This window comes from Streptomyces sp. NPDC104367, assembly GCF_055583825.1.
The window spans coordinates 1-14,388 of record NZ_JBVJND010000051.1 but is presented as its reverse complement, the minus strand read 5'-3'; the positions used below and the strand labels follow the sequence as shown (position 1 = coordinate 14,388).

Genomic DNA, 14,388 nt, shown 5'->3' with positions numbered 1-14,388 from the left:
ACGTCGCGAGCCGGTGAACCTTTCCGGTCGCAGCACTAGCTAGGGCCCTGGGCCGCCGCCGGACGGGTGCCGCCCCTTCTCACTCCTCCGCCAGTTCCGCCACGCCGGTCACCCGGTGCAGGGGGTAGGTGCGGACCTCGTCGGCCGTGTGGTCGTAGGCCGTGACGAAGCCGCCCTCGACGCGGACCGGGGCGATGACGCGCTGGCTGGCGGTGCCCTCGGCGTTGACGTAGCCGATCCAGAGGGTGTCGCCGGTGAGGACGGCGGCCTGCATGGTGGCGAGGGTCTCGGCGGGGCTGGTGCGGGGGAGTTCGCCTCCCCTGACGGCCGCACCGGCGGACTTGCGCGGGGTGGTGGCGGCCAGGTCACCGGCCCGGATCGCGCGGATCGCCGCCGTGAGCAGCGTGGCGTCCGGCGGCGGCGGGCCGTCCGGGACCGGCTCGGGGGCGGTGCGCTGCGGGGTGCGGTGGGCGTGGGCGCGGCTGATCAGGACGTCGCCCTCGGCGGACTCGGCGGCCGGGGCGTAGCCCATCGCGCGCAGGCCCTCCAAGAGGGCCGCGGGGTCGGCCTGGGTGGCGAGGACCGTCGGGGCCAGCCGGCGCAGGCGCAGGGCGGCGGCCCGCTTGTCGGCCATGATCTCGTTGAGGACGGTGTCGTCGTCGCAGCGCACGTACGCCGAGGCCGCCCCCACCCGCAGATGGCCGTGCCGGCGGGCCACGTCGTCGATCAGGTAGGCGAGCGGCTGCGGGACCGGCGTACGGGAGTGCGTGGCGAGGAATGCGTGCAGGTCGGCGGCGGCGCGCCCGGCGTCCAGGGCGCGGCGGACCGAGGCGGGCGTGAAGCGGTAGACGGTCGCCCCGCCCTTCGACTCGATGTCGGCCAGCACCCCCAGCGCGTCGGCGAGCGGGCGTCGCAGCGGGCCCGGGGCGACCGCCGTCAGGTCGGCCTGGAGCAGGACGTGGTCGAGCGGCTCGGGCAGCAGCGGGGCGAGCAGCCGGCCGGCGGCCGCCGCGGCGACGGCCTGTTCGGGCGCGGAGAGGGGTTCGAGGACCGGGGCGGGCCGGTGGTGGTGCACGGGAAGCTTGTCGCCGGGGCCGCCGGGGCCGCCGGGGCCGCCGGGGCCGCCGGGCTGGCCGGCGGGGTCCGCGGGCGGGGGAGCCGAGGCGGTGGCGGACGCCGGGGCGGCCGCGGGTGCGCCGAGCAGGGCGCGGCCGTGGGCCGACAGCGCGCCCCGGCCGGTCACGCCCAGCATCTCCGCCTCCGTGAGGGTCCAGCGGGCCAGGCGGGTGCGCAGGTCGTCCTCGCCCTGCTGCGGGCCGCGCAGCGGGCGTTCCCAGCGCAGCCGGGCCAGCACCGACGCGGCGGCCGGGGCGGTGCCCTCCGGGAGCCCGGCGAGCAGGGCCAGCACCCGGTGCCGTACCTCGGGCGCCGCCGAGCGGTCCAGGCCGGGGCCGAGCGTCGACAGGGTGCGGTCCTTGGCGTCCCGGCCGCCGACCAGACCGGAGGTGCGGGTGGCGGTCAGCCAGGCCCGGGCCAGCTGCGACCAGCGCTCGGCGGGCGGGCGCTCCAGCCACTCGTCGTAGCCGGGGGTGGCCGCGTACCGTTCGTCGGCCTCGCCGTCGGAGGCGAGCAGCCCGGCCGCGTAGGCCAGCTCGACCCAGAAGGCGGCGACCGGCTCGGGCACGTCCAGGGCCACGGCCGTCCGCTTCAGGTCGCGGACGCTGAGCCCGCCGGCCCGCAGGACGGCCGGGCCGCCCTCGTCCCAGTCCTTCAGCAGCTCCTCGACGGTGGCGAGCGCGGTGTAGGCCTGTCCGGCCGCGGTGGCGTCCACAACCTGTGGACGGTGGGTCGCCGCCGCCTCGACCACGGGCGGCGCGGGCTCCGGCTCGCGGTGCGCGCGGCCCTCGCGCAGATGCAGGGCGACCTCGCGGGGCAGCACGACCGTGCCGGGCGCGGTGGGCAGCAGCAGGCCGCGGTCCAGGAGCCAGCGCAGATGGGCGGCCGGCTCGGGGGTGATCTGGCCGTACGGCGGCCCCCAGACCAGCCGGCCCAGCACCTCGCGGGACTCGGCGGGCGCGGCGGCGAGCAGCCGGGTCATCTTCCTGCGGTGGCCGAACAGCTTGGTGAGCGCGTCGACGGCGGACACCGAGTCGTGGGTCGAGGGCAGCCCGGCCGCGGCCACGATCTCCTGGATCCGCCCCGGCGACATGCCCGAGGTGGCCTCCCGCACGGTCGGGCCCAGCCCGGTCGGTGAGGGGTGCTGCGGGGACGGCGCGAGCACCTCCCGCGCGGTCCGCACCAGCCGCAGCCGGTCGTCGTCGCCCCACACCAGCGCCTGGTCGCGCAGGGCGCCGAGGGCGCGCGGCAGGGCGGCGGCCAGGGCCGGGTCCCCGCCGTCGCCGGCCATCAGCCCCAGCAGCTCGCCGTACGGCGCCGGGTCGCCGGCCACGGCCAGCGCCTCCGCGGTCTGGAGCGCGAACCGGTCGAGCCGCTCCAGGGCGCGCAGCACCGACGCCCGGGTGCCGGCCCGGGTCGCCAGCTGGGTGAGGTCGGTGGGGACGGGGGTGATGAGGTCGGGGCGGGCGCGCAGCAGGACGGCCAGGGAGGTGTCGTCCCTGGCGCGAAGCGCCTCCGCGAGGGAGCGCGGCGGTGTGGCCGGGTTGCTCATCCGACCCACGGTAGCGGGTGCCGGGTGGGCGCCGGGATCACCGTACGGCCGTCGCTTCCGCGCGAGCGGCCGCCACCGGGCGGACGGAACGTCGCGCAGACGGCCGCCGGATGAACGTCGGCCGGAGGGACGCGGCAACCCCGGCACCGCCCGGCGCGCACGCGTCACCCTGGGCCCGTCGGCCGCCACGTGCGGCCGACTGCGCGCCGGAGCAAGGGGATCCGGGGGAACCGGCCGGGTGAGCGTTCGGCGTCGAGCCCGGCTCCGACACCACGTCGTCGCGACGGACACCGTCGCCGCGCACGCCGCGCACACCACCCCCGCCACGGACGCCGCGCACACCACGGATGCCGCGCACACCACCCCCGCCACGGACGCCGCGCACGCCACGGATGCCGCGCACGCCACGGATGCCGCGCACGCCACGGATGCCGCGCCCGCCGCGCGCACCCCCCCCGTCATGGACACCACGCACACCACCCCCGCCGCGCACACCACTCCCGCCACGGACGCCCCCCGCCACGGACACCGCGCACACCACGAACGCCGCGCACGCGCCGGACACCGTGCACGCGCCGGGCGCATGCACGCGGTCGGTGCCCACGGGTCGGCGTGGATCGAGGATGCGGGCTGCGAGGACATCCGGTGTGTGTACGGCGGCCGCCCCTGCTCGTGGAGGCGCTGCTCGCTGGTGTGCCGGCCGTCGTGAGCGGTGACCTGCGCTACCGTCGTCGGGACGGGGCAACCAACGCAGCGACCCCGGAGGGGACTTCGTGGGTATCGAGAGCGACCAGGTCGTCTACGAGTATCTGAGCCGCGTCGGGGACATCGCGCACCAGCGCCAGCTGTCGTCGGCCGACCGCATGCGGCTGGTCTCCGGGCTGCGCAACGAGATCGACCGGCACCGGGCGAAGACGACCGTCGACAGCCCCGCGGCGGTACGGCGCATCCTGGACCGGCTGGGCACGCCCGACGAGGTCGTCGACGCGGCCGGGGGCACGGCGGAGAGCGCGCCGCAAGCGCCGTCACCGGCGGTACCGGTCCAGCGCGACGGGGAGCCGGCCGACCCGGCCGGGGACATGCGCCGTGTGGTGCCGCGGCCCCGGCCCGGCGAGCCCGGCGAGCCCGGGGCGGGGCCCGGACGGACCGACTGGTGGCGGGTGGGCGGCGGTTTCCCCGGGGACGCGGACGGGGACGGTGTGCCCGGGTTCGTGGGCGGGGTGGAGATCCCGGAGCTGCTCAGGAAGCCCCGGCCGCGGAACGAGGAGGCGGCGGAGGGCGGGACCGGCGGGGCGAAGGAAGCGGCGCCCGCGGGTGCGGGTGCGGGGGCGGCTGAGGCCGAGGCCGGGACCGGCGGCGGTTCGCGCCGCAGGATCCGGGTGCCCCGCCCGGCGGCCGGCTGGAACAACCCGCTGCTGCTCCTCGCCGCCGCGGCGCTGGTGGCGGGCGCGGTGCTCGGCAACTGGTTCGCGCTCATCCTCGGCTGGCTCATCGCCTACGGTTCCCGGCGCCTCACCCCGGCGGAGACGAAGCTCGCGGTGATGTGGGTGCCGGGGCTGTCCGTCACCGCGGGACTGGTGTGGCTCTGGGGACGCAGCGCCGGCCGCTGGGGCGAGCCGATCGCCGAGGGCCGGATGAGCGGCGCCCTGTCGGAGACCTGGCCCTGGGTGGTGAGGGGTGCGGCGGTGGCCTCGGCGCTGTACGTGGCCTGGCGCTCGCAGCGGCCGCGGTAGCCACCGCCCCCGGTCAGGGCCCCGCGAGGGCTGCACAATGGGGGATATGACTTCTCGTGACCTCACTGTCGGATTCGACCTCGACATGACGCTCATCGACTCACGGCCCGGTATCCACGCGACGTACGTGGCGCTCGCCGAGCGGACGGGGACGTACATCGACGCCGATCTGGCGGTCACCCGGCTGGGGCCGCCGCTGGCCGAGGAGTTGGTGAACTGGTTCCCGGCCGAGCGGATCGCGGAGGCGGGCGATCTGTACCGGGCCATGTACCCGCAGATCGCGATCACGGCGACGCCCGCCATGGCGGGGGCCCACGAGGCCATCGCCGCCGTGCGGGAGGCCGGCGGCAGGACTCTGGTCGTGACGGCCAAGTACGAACCCAACGCGAAGCTGCACCTCGACCACCTCGGCCTGGTCCCGGACGTGGTGGTCGGGAACCTGTGGGCCGAGCAGAAGGCCGAGGCGCTGCGCGAACACGGCGCGGGCGTGTACGTCGGCGACCACGTCGGGGACGTGCGGGGGGCCCGCAAGGCCGGAGCACTGTCCGTGGCCGTGGCCACCGGCCCGTGCCCCGCCGGGGAACTGCGCGCCGCCGGCGCCGACGTGGTGCTCGGCGACCTCACCGAACTGCCCGCCTGGCTCACCCGCTACCGCGAGAACGGCCACCACGACGACGGCTACCGCGAGGACGGTCACCACGAGAACGACCGCCACGAGAACGACCGCCGCGAGAACGACCGCCGCGACGACGGCTACCGCGAGGACGCCGCCCTCGCCTGACGGCGTCCCGCCGCGGCCGATCGGAGCACGCCGGCGCCCGCGACCAGGAAGCCGACGCCCATCAGCATGCTCAGCCCGTACATGTACGTCGGAAAAGGCTTCGCGCCGAGGAACAGCGGTATCACGGTGACGAGTGTGGCCACCGTACCGATGAAGAAGACCAGGGCACCGGCACGGATCAGTCGGTCACCGGGCACGGCGGAATTCGCTTGGGTTTCGTCACGCACTCGACCAGGGTAGTTCCCTGCCCGAAGGGACAACCGGGCGACGTCTCGTCACGCGCGCGAAGACCATGAGCCTTGGTACCGGCGGGTCATGGTCGACCCGCCAGAGTGCTATCAAGGCCCGTTCCAGAGCCGTTGCATTCAAAGTTTCCCGAGCAGTTTCCGACGAGATACGAGGACGAGACGTGCCTACCGGCAAGGCTAAGCCGGTTAATTAGGCACACACGGCGCGCTACGCTCCTGCCATGACACCTGGTCTGCGCTACCTCTCCTGTCTCCGGCTCTCTGCCGACTCGGACGGCTCGACGTCCATCGAGTGGCAGCGTGGCGTGATCCGACACCACGTCAGCTCCCCTCTCCTGTCGGGCGTCCTGGTGGGCGAGGCAGAGGACACAGAAGTCTCAGGGTCCATCTCCCCCTTCAAGCGCCCCAAGTTGGGACGCTGGCTCACGTCCCGAGCCGATGAGTTCGACGTGATCATTGCGGCCAAGATGGACCGGCTCACCCGTCGCTCAATGCACTTCAACGAACTCTTGGAGTGGGCGCAGCAGAACGGCAAGTTCATCGTGTGCGTAGAGGAAGGGTTCGACCTTTCGACTCCCCAAGGCAAGATGATGGCTCGCATGACTGCCGTCTTTGCTGAGGCCGAGTGGGACACCATTCAGGCACGCATTCTCAACGGCGTACAAAGCCGTCTGGAGAACCGCTCATGGCTCACGGGCGCTCCGCCTACCGGCTACACCATCAAGGCCGTAGAGGGTGGCAAGAGGAAGGTTCTGGAGATTGACCAGGACTACTACCCCATCGTTCAAGAGATCTTCCGGCGTATCGGTGAGGGACAGTCCACGCACCGGATCGCACGGGACTTCAATTCCCGTGGTGTACTCACGTGGGGGGATCATCTCCGGAAGCTCAAGGGACAGGAAACAAAGGGGACTCAGTGGCAGTCCACCATCATCAACAAATTCATCCGCTCCTCTTGGATTCCCGGTATCTACGCGTACAAGGGTGAGGCTGTTCTGAATGACCAGGGAGAGCCTGTCATTCTCCCTGAGAAGCCTTTGGCCACCATGGATGAATGGACAGACCTGGTCGATAAGGTCAAGCCTGCGGCAAAGGCTGAAGGTGCAGAGAGCCGCAGCAGTACAAAGAGCCTGCTTGCTGGTATTGCCCGGTGCGGTAACTGTGGAGCGGCTGTTAGTTCTCTCCTGAATTCGGGACACGTCAAGAAGGACGGCACCAGGGTTCCCGGACACAGGTATTACCGCTGCTCCAATAAGTTCAAGGGCGGAGCGTGTACCGAAGGGCTTTACGTCCGTGCTGATCTCCTGGACACGTGGGTTGACCAGGAGATTCTAGGCAGCGTAGGCACGTGGGACATGTACGAGCGTGCCGGTACGGGGCCCAGTCAGGCAAGGGAACTCCAGGACACCAGGGCACGCCTGGAAAGCCTGGAAGCCAAATACATTGCAGGGGAGTACGACGGAGAGGGGCAGGAAGAGTCGTACATGCGAATGCATAAGGGTCTCTCCGCAAAGGTCGCTCTCCTTGCCAAGCAGGAGGCGGAAAGGGCTAACCCCACACTCAAGGCGACGGGTAAGAAGTACGGGGAAGCCTGGGGAGTCAAAGACCAGGAAGACCGAAGGGAATTCCTTCGTGCCTATCGGGTAAAGGTCTGGGGGTGGAACAAGGGGACGGACGAGAGTGAAAGGGGAATGGTCATGGACCTTGGGGACATTCAGTCAATGGCAAATGAACTTGCACTCGCGCGCCCTGGAGGGAAGAAGATGGCAAGACTGGTGGTTAGCCACAATGCGGAAGCTCAATTGCGGAAATCGTTGGACCTCGCTAAGCCGTAAGAGGTAAACAGGCGTAGAGAAAAGGCTCCGCTGAATAGCGGGGCCTTAAAAGTTGGTAAAGATTCCGGGGTGGCCTAGTCTTTCGAGTGCCTGGAGTTGCCTACCGGTTAGGCGGTGGTTGTTTTCTTTGGCTCGAACCAGACGGTTTTCCCTGAGAGGCAGTTCCCTTCTTCAGATCCCATTGGCGGACTACTCGCTACGGGGGTGCTGGTCTGACGCGTCGTCCACTTCAACCCTGATGGCTTCCGGCAGGTCGAGCCGGCGGGTTGGAATCAGCCGGTCGGGCGGCGGGTACCTCAGAGCGTTGGTGAACAGCTCGGAGAAGAGAACGGTGGCGTCTTCCTCAAGGTGAGATGAGCCCACCTTGAACGGCCACTTCCGGAACACCTTCCTTGAGAGCGGGGCGCACCCCTCGGTCGCTGCCCAGCGCCACTCTTTGACCCCAGGGATTTCGGGAAGCTCGATGTTCACCGTGGTCAAGGACGTGCTGACGATCGCTGAGGATCTGCACGCACGTGGAATCGCGCTCCGTATCCTCACGGGAACTCTCGCCGGTAACTGCTCGCCGAAGGGGGAGGGCAAGTTCTTCTTCACGATGATGGTTGCCTTTGCTGAGCTTGAGCGAGACATGATCGTTGAGCGCACCCGTGCGGGTCTGGATGCAGCCAAGGCGCAGGGGCGTACCGGTGGCCGTCCCACCGTCATCACCGAGGACGTGCTCACTGTGGCCAAGGCACGTAAGGCCAAGGGGGAGAGCATCACTGCCATTGCCAAGGCACTCGGTGTCTCCCGCACCACCCTCTACCGGCACATCGGATAGCCCCTCACACTTCCCCGCCACTTTGAGCCTCTGTCATCACTGGCAGGGGCTCGCTACCGTTTTAAGGCGTGTTCCGCTGGAGAGACCCCCGGTAGGCTGTCGCAACGGCAGTTCAAAGGCGTCCGGCCAGTCCGGGGCAGACAGAGGGAGCGTGTGCTTTGCCTACCGGCAAGGTCAAGTGGTTCAACAGCGAGAAGGGCTTCGGCTTTCTCTCCCGTGACGACGGCGGTGACGTCTTCGTCCATTCCTCGGTTCTCCCCGACGGGGTCGACGTTCTCAAGCCGGGCCAGCGCGTGGAGTTCGGCGTCGTCGCCGGTCAACGCGGTGACCAGGCCCTGTCGGTGGTCCTTCTCGATCCCACCCCGTCGGTCGCGGCGGCCCAGCGCAAGAAACCGGACGAGCTGGCCTCGATCGTGCAGGACCTGACGACCCTGCTCGAAAACATCACGCCGATGCTGGAGCGCGGCCGCTACCCCGAGAAGAACGCCGGGAAGAAGATCGCCGGATTGCTGCGCGCGGTCGCCGACCAATTGGACGTGTAGGCGGCAAGGGAACGTCACGGAACGACCGGGGAATGCCGAACCGGGCCAGTGAGCGGGATACGGGTCGGGAGACCGGTTACGGGAAGTCGAGTGCGTGCGGGCCGAGGGGCGGGACGAGCCCTTCGGCCGCCGCGCGGGTGAGCAGGCCGCGGACCGCCGCGTAGCCGTCCTCGCCGAGTTCCGAGGTGAACTCGTTGACGTAGAGCCCGATGTGCTGGTCGGCGACGGCCGGGTCCATCTCCTGCGCGTGCGCCATGACGTACGGCCGGGAGGTCTCGGGGTCGTCCCAGGCCGCGTGGACGGAGGCACGGATCGACTCGGCGAGGCGGGTCAGCGTCTCGGCGCCGAGCGAGCGCTTCGCGATGATCGCGCCCAGCGGGATCGGCAGACCGGTCGTGCTCTCCCAGTGCTCGCCCATGTCGGCGAGCTTGTGCAGGCCGTAGTTCTGGTACGTGAAGCGCGCCTCGTGGATCACCAGCCCCGCGTCGACCTTCCCGTCCCGCACGGCAGGCATGATCTCGTGGAAGGGCATGACCACGATCTCGCCCACGCCGCCCTCCCGGAGGGTGTCGGCGGCCCAGAGGCGGAACAGCAGGTAGGCGGTCGACTTCTCGCTCGGCACGGCGACCGTCCGGCCGGTGAGGTCGGTTGCGGCCTCCCGGGTCAGCACCAGCGGCCCGCAGCCCCGGCCCAGCGCACCGCCGCAGGGCAGCAGCGCGTACGCGTCGAGGACGTACGGCAGCACGGCGTACGACACCTTCAGCGCGTCCGACTCACCGCGCTCGGCCATGCCGTTGGTGATGTCGATGTCCGCGAAGGTCACGTCGAGCGCGGGGGCGCCGGGGACGCGGCCGTGGGCGAGGGCGTCGAAGACGAAGGTGTCGTTCGGGCAGGGCGAGTAAGCGATCTTCAGCGATTCACCGGTGGTCATGTGGGTTCCAACTCTCCAGGACGGGCGTGAGCTTCCCGAAGGCCGCGGTGAGGGCGGCCAGCGCGTCGCCGATGCGCCAGGCGGCGCGGTCGCGGGGGCCGACGGGATTGGAGACCGCGCGTATCTCCAGCACGGGCACGGTGTGCGCGGCGGCGGCCTCGGCGACCCCGAAGCCCTCCATGGCCTCGGCGAGCGCGTGCGGGTGCCGGGCGCGGAGCGCGGTGGCGCGGGCGGCGGTGCCGGTCACCGTGGAGACCGTGAGTACCTCTCCGGAGTGAGCCCCGGTGGCCTCGGCGATCGCTCGTACGAGCGAATTCGGTGGACGGTGGCTGACGGTCCCGAAGCCCAGTTCGGTCACCGGCAGGAACCCGTCGGCCGTCTCGGCGCCCAGATCGGCCGCGACGATCCCGTCCGCGACGACGAGCGAGCCCACGGGCGCCTCGGGCTGGAAACCGCCGGCGATCCCGGCGCAGACGACCAGGGCGTAGGGGCGGCCCGCCAGGGCGGCGGCCGTCAGGGCGGTCGCGGTGGAGGCGGCGGCCAGGGCCGGACCGACCCCGGCGGCGAGGAGGTCGTACCCACCGGCGGTGCGCAGCAGCGTCCCGGCCGGCAGCCGCACCTCGGTGACCGGGCCGGTGAACGCCCGTGCCACCGCGTCCCGTTCGGCCGGGACCGCGGTGGCTACGAGGATCCGTGCCGTGGTCGTGGTCAGGCGTCCTTCTTGAGCTTGAAGGACCACAGGCCCAGCACCGACTTGTCGCCCTCCTTGATGGAGACGAGGGTCGAGTCGCCGGAGGCGCCGTACTGGGCGTTGAAGAACACGCTGCCCGGGATGGTGCGGTAGGTCTTGGTGCTGGAGTCGGTGAGCGCCTGACCGTTCATCAGGATCGTCCAGCCGCTGTCCGCGATCTTCGGGTCGACACCGAAGCGGACGGTGTCGTCCGGGTCCACCTTGATGGACTTGATCCCGGTGTCCTTCAGGCAGGCGGTGAGGGAGGCCGTGTCCAGGGCCTTGCCGTCGTTGTAGCAGGTGGCCTCGGAGTTGACCGAGGTCGTGCCGACGGTGATCGTGGCGATCGGGGTGGGCTTGTCACAGGCCGACAGGACGAGCAGTCCGGCGGAAACGGCGCCGGCGGCGGCGACGACGCGGCGGCGTCGCGAGCGGGAGTGCAGCGTGGTCATGGCCGAAGGCTATCGGGCGCTTGGGGCCGTCTCCCCATGTGGGGTACGGCGTGCCCGGTTCGTTACGCCACTCGCGCGCGGGGCCGGGTGCCGTGCCGGGCGGAGCTCAGCAGACCGCGCAGCGTGGCCAGCCAGCCGGCCGCGACGATCGCGGCGGCGACCACCAGACCGAGGGTGCCGTTCAGCGGCATCACGATGCCCACCGCGCCGCCGAACACCCACGCCATCTGAAGCAGCGTCTCCGACCGCGCGAACGCCGAGGTGCGCACCAGCTCCGGCACGTCCCGCTGGATCAGCGCGTCCAGGCACAGCTTGGCCAGCGCCTGCGCGAACCCGGCCACCGCGGCGAGCACGGCCACCAGGAGCGCGCCGAAGAACAGGGCCGCCACGACCGCCGTGCCCAGCACCACGGCCACCACCGTCACGATGATGATCTCCGGCGCCCGGGAGCGCAGCCAGGCGCCCACCGCCGTGCCGAGCGCGTTCCCGGCGCCCGCCGCCACGCCCACGATCCCCAGCGACACCGCCGCGCTCTCGCCGGTCAGCGGGTGCTCGCGGAGCAGGAACGCCAGGAAGAAGATCAGGAAGCCGGAGAGGCAGCGCAGCGTGGCGTTGGCGCCGAGGGCGTGCGTGACGGCGGGCCCGACGGTCCGCAGCCCCGGCCGCCTGGCGTCCTTCGCCTCTCTCTCCCTCCGGGGGCCGTGCAGGTGCTTCTCGTCGGCGGCGAGCAGCGCCACGTCCTCGCCCTTGGCCGAGTCGACCTTGGGCGGGAGGGTGAAGGAGAGGACCGTCCCGGCCACGAAGATCACGAAGGCGCCGTACAGCGGCCACGGATCGCCGATCGCGTGCAGCCCGGCCCCGACCGGGGCGGCCACGCCGGTGGCGAGCAGCCCGGCGAGCGTGACCCGGGAATTGGCCTTCACCAGCGAGAACCGGGGCGGCAGCAGCCGCGGTACGACGGCGCTGCGCACCACCCCGTACGCCTTCGACGCGACCAGCACGCCGAGCGCGGCCGGATACAGCCCCAGGCTGCCGTCGGCCACCGCGCCCGCGATGACCAGCGCGAGCAGCGCCCGGGCCAGCATCGCGCCGGCCATCGCGGCGCGCCGGCCGTGCGGCAGCCGGTCCAGGAGCGGGCCGATGACCGGGGCGAGGACGGTGAAGGGGGCCATCGTGATGGCGAGGTAGAGCGCGACCCGCCCGCGGGCCTCGTCGGTCGGCACGGAGAAGAACACGGTCGAGGCGAGCGCGACGGTGATCATGACGTCCCCGGCGCCGTTGACCGCGTGCAGCTCGATCAGCTTGCCGAGCCCGGACTCGCCGGCCCCGTGCGCGTGCGTGGCCTTCCGGATGCCCCGGGCCGTCCCCGTCACCGGCACGTTCAGGGCACGCCCCACCGAGCGGACGGCACCGCGCACCCGGCCCGCACCGCTACCGGCCCCGACGGCACGTTGGGGGGACCTCGCGGTTGCCACGTCGTTCATAGTGCCCTGAGCGGACTCGTCCTAGTGCACTTTGTGGCCAAGCGCGTCCGCGGAGCCCCGTGCGAGGCATCCGGGACGCACCCCCCGAGGCTCTCGGCCCCGCCGGACTGTCCCCCACTACCTGCGACGGGGTAGCGTGCCTATCTCAGCCATAGCGCAGAATGGATGGCATAGGTGCGCCCGAGCGCGATCGGACGCGGACGTCGATGCGGCCCACAGGTCCGCTCCGTCCGCCCCACCGCCGGAGGCAACCGCACTCGTGAGACGGCGTAGGAGAGAAGCGATACCTGTGAGCGCAGCGACAACGCGAAGCCGCACCCCCGACCGTCTGTGCGCCGAGGCGGTCGACCTCGCCCGTGCCGCCGCCGAGGAGGCCGCAGCGCCGGGGGTGGTCGGCGAGCACGCCGGAGCGGTGGCCGAGGGCGATCGTGTGGTCACACACTTCTTCGAGTGCAAGGAACCGGGCTACCGGGGCTGGCGCTGGGCCGTGACGGTGGCCCGCGCCTCCCGCGCCAAGGTCGTCACCCTGGACGAGGTGGTCCTGCTCCCCGGCTCCGACGCCCTGCTCGCGCCGGAGTGGGTGCCGTGGAGCGAGCGGCTGCGCCCCGGCGACATGGGCCCTGGCGACCTGCTGCCCACCGAGGCGGAGGACCTCCGCCTGGAGCCCGGCTACAGCGGCGAGGACGAGCCGGTCCCGAACGCCCCGATCTCCGAGGAGATGGAGCAGCTGGCGGAGGCGGAGGACGCCGACGTCACCGCGGGCACCCCGGCCCACCTCCCCACGGTCCCGGCCCGCGGCACGATCGCCTCGGTCGCCGAGGAGCTCGGCATGCGCCGCGCCCGTGTGCTGTCCCGGTACGGCCTGCACACCGCCGCCGACCGCTGGGAGGAGTCGTTCGGCGCCAAGACGCCGATGGCCCAGGCGGCCCCCGCGACCTGCGTCAGCTGCGGCTTCCTGAGCCCCATCGGCGGCTCCCTCGGCCAGGCGTTCGGTGTCTGCGCCAACGAGTTCTCGCCGGCCGACGGCAGGGTCGTCTCCCTCTCCTACGGCTGCGGCGGGCACTCGGAGGCCGCGGTCATGCCCAAACCCCCGCAGCCGCCCGCGCCGGTCATCGACGAGACCCGCGTCGACCCCTTCCCCCTCCGCCCCGCCGCCGACTCCGGCTCCGTCCCCCCCTCCTCCGACACGGAGACGGCGGACCTGGGCCACTCGTGACGGACCCGGGGGAAGCGCCGCCCGCATCCCGCGGGCGGCTCAGAATCCCAGGTACGTGATCTGGACGACGTGGACCCGCTCGCCGCGCACGACGACCTGGTACCTGAACATGCCGCCGGGAAGAGTGATGTCGCCGCCTCGCGGGTCCGTCCGTTCGTCGACCCGGCCGTGGACATGGAGCGCTTCAGCGGCCCGGACCAGTTCGTCGGCCCTGCGTTCCACAGCGGTGAGGAAGTCCTGGGGAGCGCTGCGAGCGGCTGCTTCGGCTCCGAAGGCGTACTCCCGTTTCCAGCTCACTCGCGTACTGCCTTCAGGGCCTCGTCCAGGACCGCGCTCAACTCGCGGAGTGCCTCCCGGGCGGCGACCGGATCCTCGTGCTCCAGGTTGCCTTCCGCCTGTGCGTACCGGACCGACAGGTCCGGGCGGTGGGCGATCTCGATGTCCCTGGCCCAGATCAGGACCCAGCTCTGCACCGGGCTGAGCGACTGCCACTCGACAGCTCGGGCGAAGGCCTCGTCCTTCGACGCCTGCATTTCGTCCAGGCGTCCCGGGGCGAGGACGGCGAGCGCGGCACGCAGGGCGGCAGGAGTCGGTTCGGGACGGGCGATCAGCTCGTTCCCGTGGCCGGCCTCGGTGCTCATGGCGCTCGCTCCTCGTCAGCGCCCGGGGGCAAGGATCGTCGCTTTCAGGCTAGGCGGCCTCCACGGGATCGGTTCGGCAGTCGCGGCAGCGTCCTGGGGCGGGGGAGCGGAAGCCGCGGTCGCAGCGGTCGCAGTTCTGGATGCTGGTCGGGGTGGGTGGCGGCGGTTGCGGCGCGCGGAACGGCGGTGGCGGCGGGAGCCGGTCGGTCAGCCGGTGGGCGAGGAGGGCGGCGGGGCGGTGCAGGTGTCCGGGGGGTAGGTCGTGGCTGAGGGCGTGGGCTACGGCGGTGGGGGTGACGTCTCGTTC

General features: G+C 71.8%; 16 protein-coding genes and 1 pseudogene. 7 read left to right on the top strand and 10 right to left on the bottom strand.

Annotated elements, in window-relative coordinates:
* Positions 1–79: 79 nt before the first annotated feature.
* Positions 80–2,668, bottom strand: coding sequence for a helicase-associated domain-containing protein (locus ACZ619_RS42785; RefSeq protein WP_469611277.1), 2,589 nt, complete (start codon positions 2,666–2,668; stop codon positions 80–82).
* 238 nt (positions 2,669–2,906) lie between these two features.
* On the opposite strand from ACZ619_RS42785, the gene ACZ619_RS42780 reads away from it, so the two are divergent.
* The 3 genes from ACZ619_RS42780 (at position 2,907) to ACZ619_RS42770 (ending at position 5,182) form a co-directional block, all read left to right on the top strand.
* A complete protein-coding gene (locus tag ACZ619_RS42780) occupies positions 2,907–3,377 on the top strand; it encodes a hypothetical protein (RefSeq protein WP_469611275.1) in 471 nt (156 codons plus the stop codon).
* Positions 3,378–3,441: 64 nt separating this feature from the next.
* A complete protein-coding gene (locus ACZ619_RS42775; protein ID WP_469611273.1) occupies positions 3,442–4,401 on the top strand; it encodes a hypothetical protein in 960 nt (319 codons plus the stop codon).
* A gap of 46 nt (positions 4,402–4,447) precedes the next feature.
* Positions 4,448–5,182, top strand: a complete 735-nt coding sequence (locus ACZ619_RS42770; RefSeq protein ID WP_469611271.1) for an HAD family hydrolase — start codon at positions 4,448–4,450, stop codon at positions 5,180–5,182.
* Here the strand turns inward: ACZ619_RS42770 and ACZ619_RS42765 are convergent.
* Entirely contained in the window at positions 5,155–5,409 is a 255-nt protein-coding gene (locus tag ACZ619_RS42765) for a hypothetical protein (protein ID WP_469611269.1), read from the bottom strand. The genes ACZ619_RS42770 and ACZ619_RS42765 overlap by 28 nt on opposite strands.
* A gap of 242 nt (positions 5,410–5,651) precedes the next feature.
* Between ACZ619_RS42765 and ACZ619_RS42760 the strand changes: the two genes are divergently transcribed.
* Positions 5,652–7,265 (top strand): recombinase family protein, encoded by a 1,614-nt coding sequence (locus tag ACZ619_RS42760; RefSeq protein WP_469611267.1) that lies wholly within the window; start codon positions 5,652–5,654, stop codon positions 7,263–7,265.
* Between the two features lie 189 nt (positions 7,266–7,454).
* Here ACZ619_RS42760 and ACZ619_RS42755 read toward each other — a convergent pair whose 3' ends face one another.
* Complete coding sequence (locus ACZ619_RS42755) at positions 7,455–7,736, bottom strand: ATP-binding protein (protein WP_469611265.1); 282 nt, start codon at positions 7,734–7,736, stop codon at positions 7,455–7,457.
* Here ACZ619_RS42755 and ACZ619_RS42750 point away from each other — a divergent pair.
* On the top strand, positions 7,729–8,085 hold the full coding sequence (locus tag ACZ619_RS42750) for a recombinase family protein (RefSeq protein WP_469611263.1): 357 nt from the start codon (positions 7,729–7,731) through the stop codon (positions 8,083–8,085). The genes ACZ619_RS42755 and ACZ619_RS42750 overlap by 8 nt on opposite strands.
* A gap of 158 nt (positions 8,086–8,243) precedes the next feature.
* Positions 8,244–8,627 carry a cold-shock protein gene (locus ACZ619_RS42745; RefSeq protein ID WP_469611261.1) on the top strand — a complete coding sequence of 128 codons (384 nt, stop codon included), beginning with the start codon at positions 8,244–8,246 and terminating at the stop codon, positions 8,625–8,627.
* A gap of 76 nt (positions 8,628–8,703) precedes the next feature.
* On the opposite strand, the gene ACZ619_RS42740 is transcribed toward ACZ619_RS42745, so the two are convergent.
* From ACZ619_RS42740 to ACZ619_RS42725, 4 genes are all read right to left on the bottom strand, one after another.
* Positions 8,704–9,558, bottom strand: a complete 855-nt coding sequence (locus tag ACZ619_RS42740; protein WP_469611259.1) for a 1,4-dihydroxy-6-naphthoate synthase — start codon at positions 9,556–9,558, stop codon at positions 8,704–8,706.
* The gene (locus ACZ619_RS42735; protein WP_469611257.1) at positions 9,545–10,297 is read right to left on the bottom strand and encodes a futalosine hydrolase; all 753 of its coding nucleotides are present in this window, start codon (positions 10,295–10,297) and stop codon (positions 9,545–9,547) included. Before ACZ619_RS42735 ends, ACZ619_RS42740 begins: the two co-directional genes overlap by 14 nt.
* Positions 10,267–10,740, bottom strand: a complete 474-nt coding sequence (locus ACZ619_RS42730) for a DUF2771 domain-containing protein (RefSeq protein WP_469611255.1) — start codon at positions 10,738–10,740, stop codon at positions 10,267–10,269. Before ACZ619_RS42730 ends, ACZ619_RS42735 begins: the two co-directional genes overlap by 31 nt.
* 62 nt (positions 10,741–10,802) lie before the next feature.
* The gene (locus ACZ619_RS42725; protein WP_469611254.1) at positions 10,803–12,215 is read right to left on the bottom strand and encodes an MFS transporter; all 1,413 of its coding nucleotides are present in this window, start codon (positions 12,213–12,215) and stop codon (positions 10,803–10,805) included.
* 298 nt (positions 12,216–12,513) lie between these two features.
* Here ACZ619_RS42725 and ACZ619_RS42720 point away from each other — a divergent pair, with 298 nt between their 5' ends.
* Positions 12,514–13,440 carry a DUF3027 domain-containing protein gene (locus tag ACZ619_RS42720; protein WP_469611252.1) on the top strand — a complete coding sequence of 309 codons (927 nt, stop codon included), beginning with the start codon at positions 12,514–12,516 and terminating at the stop codon, positions 13,438–13,440.
* A gap of 39 nt (positions 13,441–13,479) precedes the next feature.
* Here the strand turns inward: ACZ619_RS42720 and ACZ619_RS42715 are convergent, their stop codons facing one another.
* The 3 genes and pseudogenes from ACZ619_RS42715 to ACZ619_RS42705 all read right to left on the bottom strand — a co-directional run.
* Entirely contained in the window at positions 13,480–13,737 is a 258-nt protein-coding gene (locus ACZ619_RS42715; RefSeq protein WP_469611250.1) for a hypothetical protein, read from the bottom strand.
* Positions 13,734–14,081 (bottom strand): hypothetical protein, encoded by a 348-nt coding sequence (locus tag ACZ619_RS42710; protein WP_469611248.1) that lies wholly within the window; start codon positions 14,079–14,081, stop codon positions 13,734–13,736. Before ACZ619_RS42710 ends, ACZ619_RS42715 begins: the two co-directional genes overlap by 4 nt.
* A gap of 49 nt (positions 14,082–14,130) precedes the next feature.
* Positions 14,131–14,388: pseudogene (locus ACZ619_RS42705) on the bottom strand (helix-turn-helix domain-containing protein); the annotation flags it as partial.

Coding starts and splice junctions, on each gene's coding strand:
- ACZ619_RS42750 (WP_469611263.1), top strand. CDS start 7,729: ATGTTCACCGTGGTCAAGGACGTGCTGACGATCGCTGAGGATCTGCAC.
- ACZ619_RS42770 (WP_469611271.1), top strand. CDS start 4,448: ATGACTTCTCGTGACCTCACTGTCGGATTCGACCTCGACATGACGCTC.
- ACZ619_RS42740 (WP_469611259.1), bottom strand. CDS start 9,558: ATGACCACCGGTGAATCGCTGAAGATCGCTTACTCGCCCTGCCCGAAC.
- ACZ619_RS42730 (WP_469611255.1), bottom strand. CDS start 10,740: ATGACCACGCTGCACTCCCGCTCGCGACGCCGCCGCGTCGTCGCCGCC.
- ACZ619_RS42710 (WP_469611248.1), bottom strand. CDS start 14,081: ATGAGCACCGAGGCCGGCCACGGGAACGAGCTGATCGCCCGTCCCGAA.
- ACZ619_RS42760 (WP_469611267.1), top strand. CDS start 5,652: ATGACACCTGGTCTGCGCTACCTCTCCTGTCTCCGGCTCTCTGCCGAC.
- ACZ619_RS42785 (WP_469611277.1), bottom strand. CDS start 2,668: ATGAGCAACCCGGCCACACCGCCGCGCTCCCTCGCGGAGGCGCTTCGC.